The organism is Achromobacter sp. MYb9 (assembly GCF_002975275.1).
In the GTDB taxonomy this organism is placed as follows: Bacteria; Pseudomonadota; Gammaproteobacteria; order Burkholderiales; family Burkholderiaceae_B; genus Achromobacter.
On the sequence record NZ_PCOQ01000021.1, the window covers coordinates 89,500 to 109,800 of the forward strand.

The 20,301-nt window shown below is 65.0% G+C and carries 16 protein-coding genes; 5 read left to right on the forward strand and 11 right to left on the reverse strand.

Going from position 1 to position 20,301, the window contains the following annotated elements; genetic code table 11:
* Nucleotides 1-55 precede the first annotated feature (55 nt).
* From CQ050_RS24035 to CQ050_RS24045, 3 genes are all read right to left on the reverse strand, one after another.
* On the reverse strand, nucleotides 56-1,255 hold the full coding sequence (locus CQ050_RS24035; RefSeq protein WP_105559323.1) for an MFS transporter: 1,200 nt from the start codon (nucleotides 1,253-1,255) through the stop codon (nucleotides 56-58).
* A 99-nt stretch (nucleotides 1,256-1,354) separates the two neighbouring features.
* Nucleotides 1,355-1,861: a hypothetical protein gene (locus CQ050_RS24040; RefSeq protein ID WP_105559324.1), complete on the reverse strand. Its 507-nt coding sequence runs from the start codon at nucleotides 1,859-1,861 to the stop codon at nucleotides 1,355-1,357.
* Nucleotides 1,862-2,125: 264 nt separating this feature from the next.
* The gene (locus CQ050_RS24045; protein ID WP_105559325.1) at nucleotides 2,126-2,575 is read right to left on the reverse strand and encodes an Lrp/AsnC family transcriptional regulator; all 450 of its coding nucleotides are present in this window, start codon (nucleotides 2,573-2,575) and stop codon (nucleotides 2,126-2,128) included.
* A 130-nt stretch (nucleotides 2,576-2,705) separates the two neighbouring features.
* Here CQ050_RS24045 and CQ050_RS24050 point away from each other — a divergent pair, with 130 nt between their 5' ends.
* From CQ050_RS24050 to CQ050_RS24070, 5 genes are all read left to right on the forward strand, one after another.
* Entirely contained in the window at nucleotides 2,706-6,212 is a 3,507-nt protein-coding gene (locus tag CQ050_RS24050; protein ID WP_105559326.1) for an indolepyruvate ferredoxin oxidoreductase family protein, read from the forward strand.
* Nucleotides 6,213-6,514: 302 nt separating this feature from the next.
* A complete protein-coding gene (locus CQ050_RS24055; RefSeq protein ID WP_105559327.1) occupies nucleotides 6,515-9,445 on the forward strand; it encodes a ribonucleoside-diphosphate reductase subunit alpha in 2,931 nt (976 codons plus the stop codon).
* A gap of 21 nt (nucleotides 9,446-9,466) precedes the next feature.
* Entirely contained in the window at nucleotides 9,467-10,666 is a 1,200-nt protein-coding gene (locus tag CQ050_RS24060; protein ID WP_105559328.1) for a ribonucleotide-diphosphate reductase subunit beta, read from the forward strand.
* Between the two features lie 350 nt (nucleotides 10,667-11,016).
* The gene (locus CQ050_RS24065) at nucleotides 11,017-11,742 is read left to right on the forward strand and encodes a histone H1-like DNA-binding protein (RefSeq protein WP_105559329.1); all 726 of its coding nucleotides are present in this window, start codon (nucleotides 11,017-11,019) and stop codon (nucleotides 11,740-11,742) included.
* A 132-nt stretch (nucleotides 11,743-11,874) separates the two neighbouring features.
* Nucleotides 11,875-12,435 carry a YggT family protein gene (locus tag CQ050_RS24070; protein WP_105559330.1) on the forward strand — a complete coding sequence of 187 codons (561 nt, stop codon included), beginning with the start codon at nucleotides 11,875-11,877 and terminating at the stop codon, nucleotides 12,433-12,435.
* A gap of 31 nt (nucleotides 12,436-12,466) precedes the next feature.
* Here CQ050_RS24070 and CQ050_RS24075 read toward each other — a convergent pair whose 3' ends face one another.
* The 8 genes from CQ050_RS24075 to CQ050_RS24110 form a co-directional block, all read right to left on the reverse strand.
* Complete coding sequence (locus tag CQ050_RS24075) at nucleotides 12,467-13,915, reverse strand: D-alanine--poly(phosphoribitol) ligase (protein WP_105559331.1); 1,449 nt, start codon at nucleotides 13,913-13,915, stop codon at nucleotides 12,467-12,469.
* Between the two features lie 16 nt (nucleotides 13,916-13,931).
* Nucleotides 13,932-15,059, reverse strand: a complete 1,128-nt coding sequence (locus CQ050_RS24080) for an MBOAT family O-acyltransferase (RefSeq protein ID WP_105559332.1) — start codon at nucleotides 15,057-15,059, stop codon at nucleotides 13,932-13,934.
* A 7-nt stretch (nucleotides 15,060-15,066) separates the two neighbouring features.
* On the reverse strand, nucleotides 15,067-15,219 hold the full coding sequence (locus CQ050_RS24085; protein ID WP_105559333.1) for a hypothetical protein: 153 nt from the start codon (nucleotides 15,217-15,219) through the stop codon (nucleotides 15,067-15,069).
* Complete coding sequence (locus tag CQ050_RS24090) at nucleotides 15,216-16,403, reverse strand: D-alanyl-lipoteichoic acid biosynthesis protein DltD (protein ID WP_105559334.1); 1,188 nt, start codon at nucleotides 16,401-16,403, stop codon at nucleotides 15,216-15,218. The genes CQ050_RS24085 and CQ050_RS24090 overlap by 4 nt, the downstream gene beginning before the upstream one ends.
* Nucleotides 16,381-16,620 (reverse strand): acyl carrier protein, encoded by a 240-nt coding sequence (locus tag CQ050_RS24095; protein WP_006226661.1) that lies wholly within the window; start codon nucleotides 16,618-16,620, stop codon nucleotides 16,381-16,383. The genes CQ050_RS24090 and CQ050_RS24095 overlap by 23 nt, the downstream gene beginning before the upstream one ends.
* A gap of 443 nt (nucleotides 16,621-17,063) precedes the next feature.
* Nucleotides 17,064-17,567 carry a glycine zipper 2TM domain-containing protein gene (locus CQ050_RS24100; protein WP_054427255.1) on the reverse strand — a complete coding sequence of 168 codons (504 nt, stop codon included), beginning with the start codon at nucleotides 17,565-17,567 and terminating at the stop codon, nucleotides 17,064-17,066.
* A 205-nt stretch (nucleotides 17,568-17,772) separates the two neighbouring features.
* Nucleotides 17,773-18,714 carry a carbohydrate kinase family protein gene (locus CQ050_RS24105; RefSeq protein ID WP_105559335.1) on the reverse strand — a complete coding sequence of 314 codons (942 nt, stop codon included), beginning with the start codon at nucleotides 18,712-18,714 and terminating at the stop codon, nucleotides 17,773-17,775.
* A gap of 12 nt (nucleotides 18,715-18,726) precedes the next feature.
* Nucleotides 18,727-20,277, reverse strand: a complete 1,551-nt coding sequence (locus CQ050_RS24110; RefSeq protein ID WP_105559336.1) for a DUF3426 domain-containing protein — start codon at nucleotides 20,275-20,277, stop codon at nucleotides 18,727-18,729.
* Nucleotides 20,278-20,301 lie beyond the last annotated feature (24 nt).

The window sequence follows — 20,301 nt, forward strand, 5'->3', positions numbered from 1 at the left end:
GCCAACCGCCCACGGGCCTGGCGCATCAATGTGGATGCGCCAGGCCCGCGTCGTTTCAAGCCTGTTGAACCGCTGCCCGCGACTTCAAGGCCCGCGCGAAGAAGGCGCCCAGCAATGGCAGGAGCACGGCGGACCCGCCGAACAACGCGGCCGCGCCGATCTGGTCCACCACCGCGCCCGCCAGGGCCACGCCCGCCGCCTGCCCCATGAACAGGCAGGATGCGAACCAGGCCACGGCGGTGCCGCGCGCGGACGGCACCATCTGCGTCGCATTGGTCTGCAGCGTGGCGTGCAGCAGGTAGTAGCCGAAGCCGGCCAATACGCTGGCAAGCAGGCTCCACATCCAGACGGGGCCCAGCAGGTAAGACAGAAAGGCGACGCTTAGCACCAGGCCGCCAGCGACCGCCAGGCCGCGTTCGCCCAGGCGCTTGAGGATGCGGCCGGCCACCACGGTATAGATCAGGCCGCCCACGGCGTACACCGCCACGAGCGCCCCCGCCGCGGTCAGCGAAATATTGAAGCGTTCATGCAGATACGACGGCGCGAACGCCAGCGCCCCGAACACCAACAGGCCTTCCGCGAAGACCGTCGCCAGCACGATGCGAGCCCACGGCGTGCCCAGCACCAGCCGCGCCTGCGCCACGAACCCCTGCTTGACCGCCCCCGCCTCCACCCGGCCGAAGCCGGACACCTGCTGGCGCCGGACTTCCAGATGCAGCAGCACGCCAACGGCCAGATATCCGACGACCAGGGCGGCAAAAGCCCAGCGCCAGCCAATCGTGTCCGCGAACAGGCCGCCGGCCAGTTGCCCGGCCGACATGCCCAGGATGGTGCCGGTCAGAAAGCGCGCCAGCGTCGCCTGCCGGCGCTCGTACGGCACGTTGTCGCCGATCCAGGCCATGGACAGCGGCACGATCCCCGCCCCCGCCGCGCCCGACAGCGCGCGGCAAAGGACCAGCACATCCAGGGATTCGGCCATGACGGCGCCCGCGCTGCCCAGCGCGCAAGCCACGGTCGCCACGCTGACGACGCGGTACTTGCCGTAGCGGTCGCCCACCGGGCCGAAGAACATCTGCAGCACGCCGTAGGCCACCGCGAACGCCGTCACGGCACGCGCGGCCTGCCCGGTGGTGGTGCCGAATTCCGCCGCCAGTTGCGGCAGCATGGGATCACAGATGCGGAAAGCGCTGGCGCTGACGAAAGCGGCCAGGGCAAGCAGCGCGATGGCGCGCGCTTCGGAGGACATGGCGGGCATGGAGGGCGGGACGGCGCGGCGAAAGTCGAAGCCCGCACCTTACCGCAGCCCGGCCGTCTTGGCGAAGCCACCGGGCGGAGTGTCCGCCCGGCGCAACGATCAGTAAGGCAGGCGGTAGCCTGCGGGCATGCGGCGCGCGGTGACGACCTGGCCGCCGTGCTTCAGTTCGCGCAGCGTCAGTTTGGCCTTCTCGACTTTTTCAACGCGGTAGCGGTTCAGGTAGATGGGATCGTTGGCGTCCACCAGCTCACCGGCGGATTTCGTGGTCCGCATCGTGTAGATGCCGTCGGCCACCGTCCAGCACCCGGTCTCGCGTAGCGCGGGCCGCGCCTTGCGGCCGATCTTCAGCAGGGTTTCGTAGGCCATCGTGCCATCGGCGGACAACACGATCAGCGATTGCAAGTCGCCGCTGACGTCGCGAGGCTTGGTGTTCGACAACCACGTGCCGATCATCGGATCGCCGCTTTGGGCGGGTACGCAAGCCACCGGTTTGGGCGGCTCGGCGGGCTGGGCCTCGGTGATGACGGCGGGCTTCCTGGCCACGCAACCGGCCAGGACAAGAACGGCGCAGGCGATGCCGGCCGAACGCAAATACACACTGCTCATGTCTTCCTCAACACGTCTGTCGACGCGTCGCGCCGATCACACCGGCACGCCCTTCGCGCAGCAAACATCACGCACTCTAAAGAGCCGCCAGGGAAGAATCAACGACGATCCGCGCGGAGTGCAATTGCGCAACAGTCCGGCCTTGAAAGGCCGGGCTTTAGCCCCGGAAACCGCACGAATGCGTTGGTTTCAAGCGACACCGCGACGGGCAGACTGCCTAGGACGAATATCGCGCCCTCTATATATAGAAGGCGCGATGCGCTTTCACAGCGGCAGGCGCTGTTCGTGCTTGATCTCGCGCAGCGCCACGATCGTGCGCGTCTGGCGGATACCCGGCATGTTGAACAGGAAGCGATGCAGGAAACGGTCGTAGGCCTCGGGGCTTTCCACCAGGATCTTCAACAGGAAATCCGAATCGCCCGTGACCGCATAGCACTCCAGGATTTCGGGGGCATCGCGCACCGAGCGCTCGAAGTTCTCGACCGTGCTGGCGGAATGCCGCTCCAGGCTGATCTGCGCGAACATGCAGCCCAGCCCCACCTTGCTGCGGTCCACCTGCGCGCTATAGCCCTGGATGACGCCGCTGGCTTCCATTGCCTTCACCCGCCGCCACACGGGCGCGGCCGACAGCCCCACCTTCTCCGACAACTGCTGCGCCGAAGCCCGGCCGTCCTCCTGCAAGGCCTTGAGGATGCCGATATCGGTCTTGTCCATCGCTTTGTCTCCTGGTTTTTATCGAACACGAAATGTTCATTGCGTATTATAGGGATAGCACGATCCGAAAACGCAATAAATCGAATGCTCCGCGAACCTATCATGGTGCGAAATACCAGGAGCATTCATTATGGACGGCACGCCCGCCCCCGAACCCCAGCTGGACCTTGACTACCAGCTTGCCGACAACCTGACCCGGGAGTCCGGCCGCATCTTCCTCACGGGAACGCAGGCCCTCGTGCGCATCATGCTCACGCAGGCGCGCGTCGACCGCGCGCGCGGCCTGAACACGGCCGGTTTCGTGTCGGGCTACCGCGGGTCGCCGCTGGGCGGCGTCGACATGGCGATGTGGAAGTCGAAGCAGGCGCTGGACGCCGCCAAGATCTCTTTCCTGCCCGGCATCAACGAAGACATGGCGGCCACCGCCGTCATGGGGACACAGCAAGCCGGCGTGCGCGGCGACCGCAATGTCGATGGCGTCTTCGCCATGTGGTACGGCAAGGGCCCCGGCGTGGACCGCGCGGGCGACGCCCTGCATCACGGCAACGCGGCGGGCGCATCGCGCCACGGCGGCGTGCTGGTGGTGGTGGGTGACGACCATACCGCTGTCTCGTCGTCGATTCCGCACGCCAGCGAAGCCTCCCTGATCGGCTGGCAGATGCCCATCGTGCATCCCACGTCCATCGACGAATACGAGACCTTCGCGCTGTGGGGCTGGGCGTTGTCGCGTTATTCCGGCACCTGGGTCGCGTTCAAGGCCGTGTCCGAAACCATCGAAAGCGGCCATTCGTTCACGCCCGCTGCGGTGCATGCCTACGACATGCCCGCCGATCCCGACATGCCGCCCGAATCGCTGGAGTATTCAGCGCGCGACTTCCTGTCGCTGGCTGTCGAAACGCGCATGAACCTGCGCATGAAGGCCGTGGCCGCGTTCGCGCGCCGCCACAGCATCGACCGCCTGACCTGTCCCGCCCCGAAGGCCACGGTAGGGATCGTGACCGTCGGCAAGGCGCATCTGGACACGATGGAAGCGCTGTCACGCCTGGGCGTGGACACCGTCACCGCCAATGCGCCCGTGCGCATCTACAAACCCGGCCTGACCTGGCCGCTGGACGGCGAACGGCTGCTGGCGTTCGCGCGCGGCCTGTCGCACATCCTGGTGATCGAGGAAAAAGGCGCGGTGGTCGAAAGCCAGATCAAAGACCTGCTGTTCAATCGTCCCGACCGCCCCTCCGTCATCGGCAAGAAGGGCTTCGACGGCGAAACCCTGGTGCCGTCGGCCGGCCAGTTGCGCCCATCGCTGCTGGCGCAGCCCTTGGCGGGCTGGCTGACCCGCACGGCCGGCGTGCCGCTCGCCGCCGACCTGGCGGCGTTCGAATGCCAGGCCGCGCTGTCCAACGACGCCGACGGCATGCGCCGCCGCCCCTACTTCTGTTCGGGCTGTCCGCACAGCACGTCGACCAAAGTGCCGGAAGGCAGCCAGGCGCTGTCGGGCGTGGGCTGCCACTACATGGCGGCATGGATGGACCGCGACACCGGCGGCCTGACGCAGATGGGCGGCGAAGGCGTCGACTGGATCGGCCTGTCCCGCTACACCAAGATGCCGCACATCTTCCAGAACATGGGCGAAGGCACCTACTACCACTCGGGCTATCTGGCGATCCGCCAGGCCGTGGCGGCCGGGGCCAACATCACCTACAAGATCCTGTTCAACGACGCCGTCGCGATGACGGGCGGACAACCGGTGGACGGACCGATCTCGGTGCCGCAGATCTGCCAGCAACTGCGCGGTGAAAACGTGGCCCGCATCGTCGTCACCAGCGACGAACCCGAGAAGTACCAGGGCGTGGACCTGGGGCCGAACATCATGGTGCACCACCGCCGCGAGTTGGATGCGCTGCAACGCGAACTGCGCGAGATCCCCGGCGTGACCGTGCTGATCCACGACCAGACCTGCGCGGCCGAAAAGCGCCGCCGCCGCAAGAAGAACCAATTCCCCGACCCCGCGCGCCGCATGCTGATCAACAGCGCCGTGTGCGAGGGCTGCGGCGATTGCGGCGTGCAGTCGAACTGCCTGTCGGTCGTGCCGCTGGAAACGCCGTATGGCCGCAAGCGCGCCATCGACCAGTCCAGCTGCAACAAGGACTACTCCTGCGCGGAGGGCTTCTGCCCCAGCTTCGTGTCGGTCATGGGCGGCAAGCCCAGGAAGAGCGCGGCGCCCAAGACCGACCTGGAACGCCTGCAACAACTGATCGGACAACTGCCGCTGCCGGCCACGCCCACGCTTGACCGTCCCTACCGGTTGCTGGTCGCGGGCATGGGCGGCACCGGCGTCATCACCATCGGCGCCATCGTCTCGATGGCCGCGCACCTGGAAGGCCTGTCGGCCGCCGTGCTGGACCTGACCGGCCTGGCGCAGAAGGGCGGCACGGTCGTCAGCCACATCCGCCTGGCGCCTGCTGGCGCGCCGGCGGGCCCGGTGCGCCTGGACTGGCAGCAGGCCGATGCCGCCATCCTGTGCGACCCGGTGGCCTCGGTGGCGCCGGATTCGCTGGGCGCGCTGCGCCGCGGACACACGCAAGTCACCGTCAACACCTATGTGGCGCCGGTCTCGGACTTCACCCGCAATCCCGATGCCGCCATGCGCCCCGAAGCGCTGCTGGCCAAGATCCGCCACGCCGCGGGCGAGTCCAACACCGCTGCCATCGACGCGCACGAAGCCGCGCTGGCCCTGTTCGGCGACAGCATCCTGTCCAACATGTTCATGCTGGGCTATGCGTGGCAGCGCGGCGGCGTGCCGTTGTCGCAGGCCGCCATCCATCGCGCCATCGAGCTCAACGGCGTGGCGGTCGCGGCCAACCGCGCCGCGTTCGACAGCGGCCGCCTTGCCGCGCACCAGCCCGACGCGCTGGATAGCGCCCTGCGCCCGCGTGCCCAGGTGGTGCAGCTTCACGTGCCCGAGACCTTTGAACGGGCCGTCGCGCGCCGCATCGCGGACCTGACCGCCTATCAGGACGCCGGCTATGCCCGCGAATACCAGGACGTGGTCGAGGCCGTCGCGGCCCGCGAACGCGAACTGGCGCCCGACGCCAAGACCCCGCGTCTGGCGCTGGCGGTGGCCCGCGGCCTGTTCAAGCTCATGGCCTACAAGGACGAATACGAAGTGGCGCGCCTGTACACGGATGACGCGTTCCAGGCGCAATTGAAGGGCCAGTTCGAAGGCGACTACAGCCTGCGCTTCCACATGGCGCCGCCGATCTTCGCGCGCAAGGACCCGCGCACCGGCGTGCCGCGCAAGATGACGCTCGGCCCGCGCACCATGACCGCACTGAAATTGCTGACCCGCATGAAGGGCCTGCGCGGCACCTGGTTCGACCCCTTCGGCCGCACCGCCGAGCGCAAGATGGAACGCGCGCTGATCGGCGAATACCGCCAGACCATAGACCAGCTTCTTGTAGGGTTGACGCGGGACAAGCTCGCGCAAGCGGCTACAATCGCCGGCCTTGCAGAAACCATCCGCGGCTACGGCCACGTGAAGGCTTCGAACGTCGAGAAGTATCGGACGGAATTGGGTCGATTGATGCAGAGCTATATGGCACCGGCCCCGCGCGACATGCCCCTGCGGAAAACCGCATAAACATTCGCTCTTAGCGGTCCGGTCCTGGGCGCGCCTTACTGGGCGCGCCCAGTGCATTTAGTAACAATCTTTTGTGAGCTTCGTCATATCTTCTTCTTGTCCCTGTAGTTCTCGATCACTAGAATTAGTGTCCAACGAGGGGTGCTACACTACATGTTGTGGTCGCCTAAGCGCTGATTCTCGTCGGCCACGCCTTTTGGACTAGCCCGTCCAAGCGTTCCGACCCCCTCAAAAGATCCACATTCGTACCGGACATGACCGTCGTCATGTCGCTATCTACGCGTTTTCGCACAGGAGCTTCCATGCAGACTACGATCGCCTCTGTGACCCGGCCTTCGGCCGTGCCGCCCTCGCAAACCGATTCCCCTGCCGACGCCAATGGCGGGCAATGGGCCAGCTACAACATCATTCGCCGCAATGGCTCGGTGGTCGGGTTTGAACCCAGCAAGATCGCCATCGCCATGACCAAGGCCTTCCTGGCCGTGAACGGCGGCCAGGGTGCGGCGTCCGCGCGCGTGCGCGAACTGGTCGAGAACCTGGCCAGCCAGGCCGTGAACGCCCTGGTGCGCAACCGCCCCAATGGCGGCACCTTCCATATTGAAGACATCCAGGACCAGGTCGAACTGGCCTTGATGCGCTCCGGCCAGCACGACGTCGCCCGCGCCTACGTGCTGTACCGCGAGAAGCGCACGCAAGAGCGTGCCGCCGCCGCTGCCGCCGAAGGTCAGGACAAGGCCGCCGCCGCCCCGCAGGAACACGTGCTGAACGTGACCGATGCCGGCGTGCGCCGTCCGCTGGATCTGGCTGAACTGCGCGCGACCATCGTCGCCGCCGGCGAAGGCCTGGACGAATTCATCGATAGCGAAAGCATCCTGAAGGAAACGGTCAAGAACCTGTACGACGGCATCCCCGTCGACGAAGTGTTCAAGTCCGCCATCCTGTCCGCACGCGCGCTGGTCGAAAAGGACCCGGCCTACAGCCAGGTCACAGCCCGTCTGCTGCTGCACACGATCCGCAAGGAAGTGCTGGGCGAAGAAGTGTCGCAAGACGGCATGGGCGCGCGTTACGCCGAATACTTCCCCACGTTCATCGCCCGCGGTATCGAAGGCGGCCTGCTGTCGCCCGAACTGGCCAGCTATGACCTGACCCGCCTGGGCAAGGCCCTGAACGCCAAGCGCGACCTGCAATTCGGCTACCTCGGCCTGCAGACGCTGTACGACCGCTACTTCCTGCACATCCGCGGCACCCGCATCGAACTGCCGCAGGTGTTCTTCATGCGCGTGGCCATGGGCCTGGCGCTGCGCGAGGCCGACCGCGAAACGCGCGCCATCGAGTTCTACGAGATCCTGTCCTCGTTCGACTTCATGAGCTCGACGCCGACGCTGTTCAACTCGGGCACGCTGCACTCGCAACTGTCGTCGTGCTACCTGACCACCGTCTCCGACGATCTGGAAGGCATCTACGACGCCATCAAGGAAAACGCGCTGCTGGCCAAATACGCCGGCGGCCTGGGCAACGACTGGACCCCTGTCCGCGCGCTGCGCAGCCACATCAAGGGCACCAACGGCGAAAGCCAGGGCGTCGTCCCGTTCCTGAAGGTCGTCAACGACACCGCAGTCGCGGTGAACCAGGGCGGCAAGCGCAAGGGTGCGGTCTGCACGTACCTGGAATCGTGGCACCTGGACATCGAAGAATTCCTGGAACTGCGCAAGAACACCGGCGACGAACGCCGCCGCACGCACGACATGAACACGGCGAACTGGATTCCCGACCTGTTCATGAAGCGCGTCATGGAAGCCGGCGAATGGACGCTGTTCTCGCCGTCCGACTGCCCTGACCTGCACGACAAGGTTGGCCGCGAATTCGAAGAAGCCTACATCGGCTACGAAAAGCGCGTCGCCAGCGGCGAGCTCAAGCTCTACAAGAAGATGCCGGCGCTGACGCTGTGGCGCAAGATGCTGTCGATGCTGTTCGAAACCGGCCACCCGTGGATCACGTTCAAGGATCCGTGCAACATCCGTTCGCCGCAGCAGCACGTGGGCGTCGTCCACAGCTCGAACCTGTGCACCGAGATCACGCTGAACACGAACGAATCCGAAATCGCGGTGTGCAACCTGGGTTCCGTGAACCTGGTCGCGCACATGAAGCCGGCAGCCGGCGGCGGTTTCGAACTGGACCACGACAAGATCAAGCGCACCGTCAGCATCGCGATGCGCATGCTCGACAACGTCATCGACATCAACTATTACGCCGTCGAGAAGGCCCGCAATTCCAACGCGCGCCATCGTCCGGTGGGCATGGGCATCATGGGCTTCCAGGATTGCCTGCAGATGATGCGCGTGCCGTACGCATCGCAAGCCGCTGTTGAATTCGCCGATCGTTCGATGGAAGCGGTGTGCTATCACGCCTACTTCGCATCGAGCCTGCTTGCCGAAGAACGCGGCCGCTATCAGTCGTATGAAGGTTCGTTGTGGTCGCGTGGCATCTTGCCGCAAGACACGCTGAAGATGCTGCGCGATGAACGCGGCGGCCATGTTGAAGTCGATGAATCGAGCTCGCTCGATTGGGATACGTTGCGCGCGCGCATCAAACAGCACGGCATGCGCAACTCCAATTGCGTTGCAATTGCCCCAACCGCGACTATTTCCAATATCATTGGTGTATCTGCGTGCATCGAACCTACTTTCCAGAACTTGTACGTCAAATCGAATCTCTCCGGCGAGTTCACGGTCGTTAACGATTACCTCGTGCGTGACCTGAAGAAACTCGGTCTCTGGGACGAAGTCATGGTCGCCGACCTCAAGTACTTCGACGGCAGCCTGTCCCGCATCGATCGCGTACCTTCCGAACTCCGCGAACTCTACGCCACCGCGTTCGAAGTCGAACCGAGCTGGCTGGTGGAATGCGCGTCGCGCCGTCAGAAGTGGATCGATCAAGCCCAGTCGCTGAACATCTACATGTCGGGCGCATCGGGCAAGAAGCTGGATGACACCTACAAGCTGGCATGGCTGCGTGGTCTGAAGACGACGTACTACCTGCGCACCTTGGGCGCCACCAGCGCCGAAAAATCCACGGGCCGCGGCGGCGAACTGAACGCCGTCACTGCCGGTGGCCAATCCACGGCTGCGGCCGTGGGCACCGCACCTGTTTTGCCGGAACCCGAAGTTCTCGGGGCGGTTTGCACCATGCGGCCGGGCGACCCCGGCTTCGAAGAGTGCGAAGCCTGCCAATAACCGCCTCCGGAGAATTGAATCATGATTAATTGGGAAGACGACACCCTCGCCACGCAACCTGCAAAGACCCCCGCCCCCGCGGGCGGTGGGCAGGCTGCGCCCGAAGTCCGGGCGGCGACCGGTGTATTCGGCGACACCGCCATGCCGACGCCCGCCGCGCCTGAACACGCGGCCGGCCTCGCCACGAGCGGCGCCGCCACCTCGCAACGTGTAAAGGTTGCTGACAAGCGCATCATCAACGGCGAAACCGACGTCAACCAGCTTGTGCCTTTCAAGTACAAGTGGGCGTGGGAAAAGTATCTGGCCACTTGCGCCAATCACTGGATGCCGCAAGAGATCAACATGTCGCGCGACATCGCCCTCTGGAAGAACCCGAACGGGCTCACCGAGGACGAGCGCCGCATCGTCAAGCGCAACCTGGGTTTCTTCGTCACGGCCGACTCGCTGGCCGCGAACAACATCGTGCTGGGCACCTACCGCCACATCACGGCGCCTGAATGCCGCCAGTTCCTGCTGCGCCAGGCATTCGAAGAAGCGATCCACACGCACGCCTATCAATACATCGTCGAAAGCCTGGACCTGGACGAAGCCGAGATCTTCAACGCTTACAACGAAGTTCCGTCCATCCGCGCCAAAGACGAGTTCCTGATCCCGTTCATCGACGCGATCGCGGACCCCCACTTCAAGACGGGCACGCCCGAAGCCGACCAGACGCTGTTGAAGTCCCTGATCGTCTTCGCATGCCTGATGGAAGGCCTGTTCTTCTACGTGGGCTTCACGCAGATCCTGGCGCTTGGCCGCCAGAACAAGATGACCGGCGCCGCCGAACAGTACATGTACATCCTTCGCGATGAATCCATGCACTGCAACTTCGGCATCGACCTGATCAACACCGTCAAACTGGAAAATCCGCATCTGTGGACGCCGGAATTCCGCGAAGAAATTCGAGAACTCTTCCGCAAAGCGGTCGAACTCGAATACGCTTACGCCGAAGACACGATGCCGCGCGGCGTGTTGGGCTTGAATGCACCTATGTTCAAATCCTACCTGCGCTTCATCGCCAACCGTCGTTGCCAGCAAATCGGTATCGAACCGCTGTACCCGCAGGAAGAAAATCCCTTCCCCTGGATGGCGGAAATGATCGATCTTAAAAAGGAACGCAACTTTTTTGAAACTCGCGTGATCGAATACCAAACCGGTGGCACGCTGAGCTGGGAGTAAAAGCAGTTCGTCATCAGGCCCGGCGCGGGCACGCTCCAGCAGCACGGGGCGTCGCGTTCGCGACAGGCTTGATGGCACTCTCCTCGATCAGGGTGTTTTCGAACACGTAGAACAAGCGGTCGGCAAGCCTGTGATCAGGCAGCCGATCGGCGCCATTTGAAATGGCTCGCGCCAAAGGAGCGGGGGCCATATCAAATGGCTGTGCCGAATTCATTAGCGCAAACCGTAGTAGCTGTTGCTCGCACAGAACAGCGGCATGCGCCGATGAATAGCCCGGGCACGGTTCGCCTTGTTGGCGAGTCGGGGCACGGGTTTAAGTTCTGGGACCCCTGAACCTAAGGAGCATGACCATGGCAACAGCCAAGAAAGCCGTAAAGAAAGCAGCGGTGAAGAAGCCCGCCGCCGCCAAGAAGGCAGTCGCTAAGAAGGCCGCACCGGCCAAGAAAGCCGCTGTCAAGAAGGTAGCTGTCAAGAAAGTCGCCGCCGCCAAGAAGCCGGCAGTGAAGAAGGTTGCCGCCAAGAAGCCGGCAGCCAAGAAGGTCGTCGCCAAGAAAGCGGTAGCCAAGAAGGCCGTCGCCAAAAAGGCCGTCGCTAAGAAGGCCGTCGCCAAGAAAGCGGTAGCCAAGAAGGTTGTCGCCAAGAAGGCGGTTGCCAAGAAGGCCGTCGCCAAGAAAGCGGTAGCCAAGAAGGCCGTCGCCAAAAAGGCCGTTGCCAAGAAAGCGGTAGCCAAGAAGGCCCCCGCCAAGAAGGCCGTTGCCAAGAAAGCGGTAGCCAAGAAGGCCCCCGCCAAAAAGGCCGCTGCCAAAAAGGCGCCTGCCGCCAAGAAGGCTGTTGCCAAGAAGGCCGTAGCCAAGAAGGCCCCCGCTGCCAAGAAGGCTCCTGCTGCGAAGAAGGCTCCTGCTGCCGCCAAGCCGGCTGCTGCTGCCAAGCCCGCCGCTGCCAAGAAGCCTGCTGCAAAGAAAGCCGCTCCGAAGAAGCCCGCAACGCCTCCGTCGTCGACGGCTGCTGCCCCGGGCGCGAAGACCGCGCTGAACCCCGCCGCGTCGTGGCCGTTCCCGACGGGTGGCCGTCCGTAATCAGGACGGTTGAAGCCCTGGCTTCACCAGAGCCGCCCGGCATGCCGGGCGGCTTTTTCGTGGCCGCGGCCGCGGCCCAGAACCATCATGCCGTGAGACAATTGATTCCTTCTTTTTTCGGTGATCGCGTCCATGCTCGGTGATATCTTCCGCTTTCTCCTCGAAATCGTGTTCACGCTGTTCGGCGCCGCCTTGATTGCCCGCGCCTGGATGCACGCGATCCGCCTTCACCCCTTCAATCCGCTTTCGCGCGCCATCTACCAAGCCACGAATTGGCTGGTGATGCCGCTGCGCAAGATCATCCCGGCCGGCAACAAGATCGATTGGACGAGCCTGGTCTCCACGTGGCTGGCCGCGCTGGCCTATATCGTGCTGATCTGGCTGGTGTCCATCGGCGCGCTGATCCCCGCCGCCCTGCTGCCTGCGGCCATGGGCTCGGCCCTGCTGATGGCCATCAAATGGGCGCTGAACCTGGTGGTATGGCTGACGCTGATCCAGGCCGTGCTGTCGTGGGTCAACCCGACGGCCCCCATGATGCCGCTGCTGCAATCGCTGACGGCGCCCATGCTGGACCCGATCCGGCGCCTGCTGCCGCGCACCGCGATCGACTTTTCGCCGCTGGTGCTGCTGATCGTGGCGCAAGTGCTGCTGATGGTGCTGAGCAATCTCAGCCAGCGCATGATGGGGTTGTAAGGCGCGGGGCGCTGCGCCCCGCCCTTGGGCACTACGCCGGAATGCCGGCGTAGATCTCGACCAGCTTCTTGCGGTCGATCTTGTGATTGTTCGACATCGGCAGCGCCGCGCAGGCCACCAGCTCGGACGGCACCATATAAGGCGGCAGCCGCTGGGCCAGCCGCTCTTTCCATCCCGCCAGCGCCTCGGGCGCCAGAAAGCGCGCTTGCTCGGCCGCGTCGCCGGCTTCCGCCACGAAACCGATCAGGCGAACCGCCGTGCCGTCAGGCCGGCGCAGGACCGCGCACGCGCCGCCCTCCACGCCCGGCAAGCCATGCAGGGCTTCGTCGATCTCGGCGAGTTCAATGCGATAGCCATTCAGCTTGATCTGGTCGTCCATGCGGCCGCGGCAAAACAGCAGGCCGTCCGCCTCCATCTGCCCCAGATCCCCCGTGCGAAAGGCGCGGCGCCCGTCGGCATAGGTGTAGAGCTTGGCCTCGTTCAGATCGGGACGGTTCAGGTAGCCTCGCATGACGTGGTCGCCCACGATGCAGATCTCGCCTTCGTCCACGATCAGCACGCTGTCCGGCTTGGCATGCCCCACCGGCAGGGGGTCATGCGCCGCCAGGACCGCATCGGTGACTTCGATCCACGTGGTGGCCACGGTGGCTTCCGTGGGGCCATACGTGTTCAGGATGACCGCGCCGGGGAAACGCTGGCGCAGCTTCTTGGCTAGAGCCGACGGCAGCGGCTCGCCGCAGAACAGGAACGTGCGCAGCGCAGGCAGGCTGGCCGGCGAGAAATCGCGGTTGGCCAGTTGCTGGTGCGCGAACGACGGCGTAGACACCCAGACCGTCACGCCGTGCTGGGCCAGGCGGGGAATCCAGGCGCCCGCTGCCGCGATCTGCTCGCGGGCGTTCAGCACGCAGGCGCCACCCGATGCCAGCGTGGCGAACACTTCGTACATGGACAAGTCGAAGCTGAACGGCGCCTGGTTCATGAACACGGGCGCATCGCCCAAGCCGAAACTGCCCAGCATCCAGTCGCCCAGCAGGCCGACGCTTTCGCGGCCGATCTGCACGCCCTTCGGGTCGCCCGTGCTGCCGGACGTGAACATCACATAGGCCAGGCCGCGCTCGGCCAGCTCAGCGCCCTCGCCCCGCGTGAACGTGCCGGATGCGGCGTCGTAGACGGCGGCGGCGCGGACGATCTCGACAATGCGGCGCAGGCGTTCTTCCGGGTAGATAGTGTCCACCGGCACGAACGGCGCGCCGATCAGCAAAGCGCCGACCATCGCGACGAAAAACGACGCTTCCTTATGCCCGTAGATGGCCACCGGCACGTCCGGCGCCGCGCCGTTCTTGCGGGCCTCGTCGGCCCACGCGGCCGCTTCGGCGCGCAATTGCGCCCAGGTCAGGCTGCGGTCGGCGCCGGCGATGGCCAGCGCGTCGGGCGCCACGCCGGTGTCGACGAATTGGAAGGACTTCAGGTCGAAACGCATGCCGAAACTCCCGGCGTCAGATGGGGCTGCGGCCGCTGAACACGTACAGCGCCAGCGCGGCCAGGATCAAGGTAAGCACGCGGCCCAGGAAGCGCATGACGGGCTGCGCCAGGGCGGCCTGCAAGGCGGGGCGGGTGCGCGAAGCGTTGATCAGCAGGTTGTGGCCCACCGAATACGCGCCGAACATCAGGCCGCTGACGATGTAGTGCAGCGACAGGCCGTTCCAGACGCCCATGGCCAGCAGCGTCGCGAAGATGCCGATGTTCTGCGCCGCCATGCGGTGGCGGCCGAAGAACTTGGTCTTGCTCAATGCCTTGTAGATCGGCATGAACACCACGTCGCGCAGCCACTCGGACAGGCTGATGTGCCAGCGGCGCCAGAAGTCCTGCGGATTCAGCGTCGCCAGCGGATTGCGGAAGTTGATCGGCAATGTGAAGCCGAACAGCATGCCGATACCGATGGCCATCGTCGAATAGCCGGCAAAGTCGAAGAACAGGTAGGCGCTGTAGAGCGACGCGTTCAACGCCACGCCCGTGAACGAATAGTCGTGCGCGTCCAGCGTGGACAATCCGTAGCGCCAGATCAGTTCGGCCAGCCCGAACTTCTGGATGACGCCCAGCATGATCAGTTCCAGGCCCGTCAGCCAGGTGCTCAGGTTCACGCCTTCGTAGCCGCGCTTGAGGTCCGCCTGGAAATTGCGCCAGCGGTACATCGGGCCGGCCAGCAGCGTCAGCGGGAAGAACAGATAGATGAAGTAGTCCAGCGGCGACACGCGTTCGTTGCGCTGCGCGAACAGCAGCACGTCGATGGCGCGGAAGGTCGCGAACGACAGTCCCAGCATGGCGCCCAGGTGCGACACGCCGGTCTTCACCAGCAGCAGCGGCGTCATTGTGATGACGACGGCAAGCCAGGTGGGGATGTAGTTGCGGCGCACGGCCCATAGCGCGCTGCCCGAAATGGCCAGCAGCGCGATGGGTTGATAGGGACGCGCCCAGAACACCGCCATCCACACGCCCAGGCAGACCACGCCGATGATGTGGCGGTAGCCGATGCGGAACGGCATGCCGAAGGACCGGTACGCCAACAGGCCAAGGCCCCCGAACAGGGCCCCGCCGAAAAAGCTCAAGCTTGCGAACAGTTCCATGGCGTGGTCAGAACTGCTGATACTGGAATTCGACCTTGATCGGTCCGCCGCTGCCCGTGGTGGGCTGCGCCTGCAACACGAACACCAGGATCACCCCGATGTACAGGCACAGGTGCCAGAAGAAACGGCGCCCGGCGCCCTCTTTTCGAAAGAACTTCATCGGGAAAAGTACTCCGCAATGCCTTGGTCCGCCATCGCCCAGCCGAGTTCGGCCAGATGCATGTCGTCGCGCACCATGCCGGGTTCGAACGGGATGCTGTAGAGATCCAGGCAACCCATCTGATACCGCTGGCACATGCCCGTAATGGCAGCCACCACCGGGTCGAATCGCTCGACATCCAGGATGAGCTTGGGATTGAACGGCTGAATGACGAAATACGCCTTCACCTTGCGTCGTTGGAGCAAGGCCATGACGCGCGACAGATCGCCCAGCTCGGTGCGGGTGATCGGGTCCACGTCGGCGAACTCGTTGCGCGCCGGCGAATACAGCGGCGCCAGGTACTGCTTGTAGTAATCGTCGCGGACGTCGTAGGGATTATTGCCGCCCAGGCCACGCTCGACTTCGCGCGCCTGATGCGTCAGCCGGCCCCACTGCCCCGCGTTCAGACGGGCGGACGACGGCCAGGAAACGAAACGGTGCGCCGGCACCGACAGCTTGCTGCGCGGACGATCCGGTGCAGGCTCTTTACGGGCGTGCCACCACAGCGACAGCTTATCCTTGAGCTCGGCGACCTGGCCATTGGCGATCAGCCACAGCAGACCCCAGTTGGCGTTGTCGCTGATCCAGTTCTGCATCTGCTCGCGCGTGTTCGGCTGGTCCCACAGACGGTCCCAGACCGGGCCCGTCACGTGTTCGGCGAACGCGCTGCGCGGCAATTGGCCGCCCGAGGCGAACCAGGCGGGCGACACCATGATGACCAGCCGTGTATTCGGCGTCAGTGAATCCGCCACGGATTCCAGTACGCTGACGATGCCGTAAGACTGGAACATGGCGTGGCCGTAGGCCAGCGTCGGCACCTTCAGCTCTTCCGGAAAAAAGCGGTAAGGCACGAAGCGCAGGTCATGGCTGGACAATTCGGACGACCCCAACACGACCAGCGTGCCGTCGCTCAGGGCGTTGCCCAGGCGATTCAGGTTGACGTGCTGCGTGCCCCAGTCCGGCCCCAGGTTGGGCAGGTAGTTGCTTTTGTCGGCCGCGGCCACGGACGGAGCCGACACCGGCGTCACGATGCGGCTGAGCAAGTCATCCGCGCCGCAGTACGCCCCGAACGCCAGTGCTACGGCGGTCGCGGCGGCCGCGACGTGGGACCACAACTGCGTATTACGAAGTATGGGCAGCGACATAGCCGGCAAGCGTGCGGACCGACTGAAGGTGCTCGGCGATCTCGGGAGCCGGGATGCTGCAACCGTACTCCGACTCGACGGCCAGCGTGATGTCCACTGCGGCCAGGGAATCAACCAGGCCAGTGGCGATCAATTGCGTGTCGGGGGTGACTTTCTTCATGACGATCGACTCGACGATCTCGCCGATCTTGGTGTGGAGTTCTTGCTCGGTATGCATAGATAGTGCAGGTTGCCTCGTCGGCAAAACATCCCCATCCCCTGGGATTCAGGTAGACGAGGATACAGAAAAATGCTGAAGCTCAACTGACGGCTCCAGCGATCCAGACCGGCAACAGGACGCACTTGGTTACATCAAAATCGAATCGCGATGCCGATCGCAGGCGCAATCATTGCATTTCGGCCGTTGAATCGCCATGAAACTTTTGGGGTAAATAGCGAGAAATGGCTGGGAAACGTAACGCTTGCGGGTAAATCCCGGGTGCTGCGTTGCGGCAGAACGACAAAATCGCGGCGCCCACGCCGCCGCTTCCCCCCTGCCCCCACAATTCACCGCCCGGATTTTCGGGCAAAAACAGCGGCGCGTTGAATGCGGCCACCCCATGCCGGCCACGGGCAAAAAAAACCCGCTTGCGCGGGTTTTTCGCAAACAGGGCTTGCCGATTACATCGGCGTGACGCGGGTGGGACCGGAGCCGCTGATCACCTGGACGCGCTGGCCCACGCTGACGGGCACATCCGCCTCTTGAGCGACTACGCGGGTTTCGCCGTTATCCAGGCGCACGGTGATTTCGTAGCCAGAATTCGTGCCGACGCGGTTCTCGACTGCGTTACCCGCCAGGGCGCCAAGAATCGCGCCGCCGACCGTGGCGATGGTGCGGCCCGTGCCGCCACCGATGGCATTGCCTGCCACGCCACCCAATGCGCCGCCGGCCAACATGCCGACACCGCTGGATTTGTCGTTCTGGATCACGATCGGGCGCACGCCCGTGACCGTGCCCGTGCGAACGATTTGCTCACGCTGGGCCTGATCGTAGCTGTACACGCCGCTTGATGCGCTGCGATTCGCGCAACCGCCCAGGACAGCCATCGACGTCACAACGGCTGCGATGGCCAACCACCGGCCAGTACGCGGCGTCACCAGGGAAAGAGATTTGCTTTGGTTCATTTGGACTCCTCGATCGGCACTACCGACGACTGTTGATCATAATACTCTGCCCCGAACAAGCGGCACCCGCGGCTGCAACACACTGAAACTCACAGCCAAAGGCCGAAAACAGCGTTTAGATCACGGCGGCACCCAGCCGCCTTGCGGAAACACGATGCGGGTTCGACCATTCCGCCGCATCGCGGTTCCCAAGGAGCAAAGGGAATCAGGCAGGCAGATGGATGCCGTAGGTCGCGTGCAGCACGGCGTCGATATCCGCGCGCGACGGCGCGTGGTTCTGCGGGCCGCGAGACGCGATCTTGATCGCGCCCATGACGTTGCCCAGGCGGCAGCTGTCTTCCCAGTTCCAGCCGCTGGTCAGGCCATAGAGCAGGCCGCCGCGCTGCGCGTCGCCGCAACCCGTCGGGTCGACGACTTGCGAGGCGCGCACCGGTGCGATCTGGACGGTCTTGCCGCCGGTGTACAGCGTTGCGCCTTCGGCGCCGCGCGTCACCACCACGGCTTGCAGCGTGGCGGCGATATCGGCCACGCTGCGGCCCGTGCGCTGCTCGACGATACCCGCTTCGTAATCGTTGACGGTCAACGCCTGCGCCAGCTTGAGCATGCGGTCCAGGTCGGCGCCGTCAAACAAGGGCATGGCCTGCCCCAGGTCGAAAATGAACGGGATGCCGCGGCGGTGCAGGCGTTCGGCGTGCGCGAACATGCCTTCCTTGGCGTCCGGCGCCACGATGGCCCAGGCCGCATCCGCATCGCTCAGGTCGTTTTCGGCAGCAAACGACATGGCGCCCGGATGGAAGGCAGTGATCTGGTTGTCATCCAGATCGGTCGTGATGAAGCACTGCGCGGTGAAGGTGCCGGGCATGACCTTGACGCGGCTGGTGTCGATGCCCAGGCCCGACAGGCGTTCCATGTATTCGCCGGCGTCTTCGCCCACGGTCGCCACCGGCACGGGTTTGCCGCCCAGCAAGTTCATGTTGTAGGCGATGTTGCCCGAGCAACCGCCATATTCCTTGCGCATGCTGGGCACCAGGAACGACACGCTGAGCGATTGGATGCGGTCAGCAAGAATGTGCTCTTTGAAACGGCCTTCGAACACCGCGATCGTGTCGAACGCCATCGAGCCGCAAACCAGAACGGGGGTTGCCATGCTTGTCATCCTTTAAGGAAAGAACTTATCGAGTTGGTAGCCATTGACCTGCACGCCAGTCACTTCAATGGGCACTGAGATCTTGAGCTCGCCAGCCGGGCCGAACGGGCCGCTCAACTGATCGGGCGTCAGGTAGTTTTCGGGCATCAGCACTTTACGCACGACCACCGTATCCGACAAATCGGTCAGATCCAGCACCAGGGCCGGCCAATGCTGCGGCTTGTCGTAGCGATTGCGCAGCACCAGGTTCAACACCAGGCGGCTGCGGCCGTCGTCGATCGCGGCGGCGCCCGGCGGCGGCTGCAGCGACGACGAGGAAATCGCGATGCGCTCCAGGCGCCGGGCGTATCCGACCGTGCAGCCCAGCGGCTTGCACGCGACGTCCAGCACTGGCCGCAATGCCGGCACGGAATTGGCGATGTCGGTGCGGTACGCGTACACCAGTTGCAGGCCCAACGCGATCAAGCCCAGCAAGCAGGCGTAGCCCCACACCTTGCGCAACAGGCCGCGGCGCTCCTGCCGATCCTGGTCCAGGAATTCGGGGGGAGCGCGGCCCACGTCGGTGGCGCTGGAATAGCGGGTGCGCGCTTCGCCCAGGACGGGTTCGCGGGTGTCGTCGTCGAGCTCGTCGTCGGCGTCCTCGTCGGCGCGGATGCGGTATTCGTGCGGGCGGTCATCGCGGTGATCGTCGCGAAGGCCGTCCGGGCGGTCATCGAGGGAATCGTCGTCAAGGTAATGGTCGTCTGCGCCGTCTGCGCCGTCTGCGTGATCGCGGACGTCATCGGCGGCGAAGGACGGCTCGGCAGGCGGAGCGCCGCGGCGCCGGGCGTCCCAATCCATGATCGGTTCCGCGGCGCGCGATGCGATGACGGGCTCGTTGCGTGACGTCGGCGGGGCCGGCGGCGGCGGAGGCACCCAACGCGGCGCGGGGTCGCGGGCCGGTTCCGGATGGCGCGCGAAGCTGGCGTGGCGGGCGTCATCGCGCAGATCGACGTCGTCGTCGTCTTCCTCGTCCAGATCATTTTCCGGCAGGTCGTCGTCCGGCTCGGTGCGCCGGCGAATGTCTTCGCGGCCGCGCAGCACGGACGGCGGCACGGCAGGCGTGGCGGGCGCAATGGGCGCGACGGGTGGGGCGGATACCGCCGGCGTGGCGGGAACCGGAGTCGGCGCAGGCGCCGGCGCCGCCGGAATGGGCTCGTCTTCCCATGGGGCAATCTGGCGGGGCGGCTCTGCGGAAGGGCGCGCCAGCGGCGGCGGCGCCTCGGGGGAAGGTGATGGCGCCGGAACGTAGCGCGGCGGCGGGGCGGCGACGGGTGCGGCAGGCGCGGCAGGCGTAACAGGTGGCGTCGCCAGCACCGGCGCAGCCGCCGCAGCGGCGGGCGCCACGACCGGGGGCACGGCCGACGGCGTCGACGGCGCGCCGGATGCCGGCAGCAGGCACGCCCGGCCGTCGAAGACGGTGGAGCAAGCGCCGCAGCGCACCAGGCCATTACGGACCCGGAGTTGGTCGGGCACCACCTTGAACGAGGTGCCGCACTGTGGGCAGCGCGTGGTCAGAGCCATATTGCGATCCAGCCGAACCGTCGC

Coding starts and splice junctions, on each gene's coding strand:
- CQ050_RS24035 (WP_105559323.1), bottom strand. CDS start 1,255: ATGCCCGCCATGTCCTCCGAAGCGCGCGCCATCGCGCTGCTTGCCCTG.
- CQ050_RS24040 (WP_105559324.1), bottom strand. CDS start 1,861: ATGAGCAGTGTGTATTTGCGTTCGGCCGGCATCGCCTGCGCCGTTCTT.
- CQ050_RS24045 (WP_105559325.1), bottom strand. CDS start 2,575: ATGGACAAGACCGATATCGGCATCCTCAAGGCCTTGCAGGAGGACGGC.
- CQ050_RS24050 (WP_105559326.1), top strand. CDS start 2,706: ATGGACGGCACGCCCGCCCCCGAACCCCAGCTGGACCTTGACTACCAG.
- CQ050_RS24055 (WP_105559327.1), top strand. CDS start 6,515: ATGCAGACTACGATCGCCTCTGTGACCCGGCCTTCGGCCGTGCCGCCC.
- CQ050_RS24060 (WP_105559328.1), top strand. CDS start 9,467: ATGATTAATTGGGAAGACGACACCCTCGCCACGCAACCTGCAAAGACC.
- CQ050_RS24065 (WP_105559329.1), top strand. CDS start 11,017: ATGGCAACAGCCAAGAAAGCCGTAAAGAAAGCAGCGGTGAAGAAGCCC.
- CQ050_RS24070 (WP_105559330.1), top strand. CDS start 11,875: ATGCTCGGTGATATCTTCCGCTTTCTCCTCGAAATCGTGTTCACGCTG.
- CQ050_RS24075 (WP_105559331.1), bottom strand. CDS start 13,915: ATGCGTTTCGACCTGAAGTCCTTCCAATTCGTCGACACCGGCGTGGCG.
- CQ050_RS24080 (WP_105559332.1), bottom strand. CDS start 15,059: ATGGAACTGTTCGCAAGCTTGAGCTTTTTCGGCGGGGCCCTGTTCGGG.
- CQ050_RS24085 (WP_105559333.1), bottom strand. CDS start 15,219: ATGAAGTTCTTTCGAAAAGAGGGCGCCGGGCGCCGTTTCTTCTGGCAC.
- CQ050_RS24090 (WP_105559334.1), bottom strand. CDS start 16,403: ATGTCGCTGCCCATACTTCGTAATACGCAGTTGTGGTCCCACGTCGCG.
- CQ050_RS24095 (WP_006226661.1), bottom strand. CDS start 16,620: ATGCATACCGAGCAAGAACTCCACACCAAGATCGGCGAGATCGTCGAG.
- CQ050_RS24100 (WP_054427255.1), bottom strand. CDS start 17,567: ATGAACCAAAGCAAATCTCTTTCCCTGGTGACGCCGCGTACTGGCCGG.
- CQ050_RS24105 (WP_105559335.1), bottom strand. CDS start 18,714: ATGGCAACCCCCGTTCTGGTTTGCGGCTCGATGGCGTTCGACACGATC.
- CQ050_RS24110 (WP_105559336.1), bottom strand. CDS start 20,277: ATGGCTCTGACCACGCGCTGCCCACAGTGCGGCACCTCGTTCAAGGTG.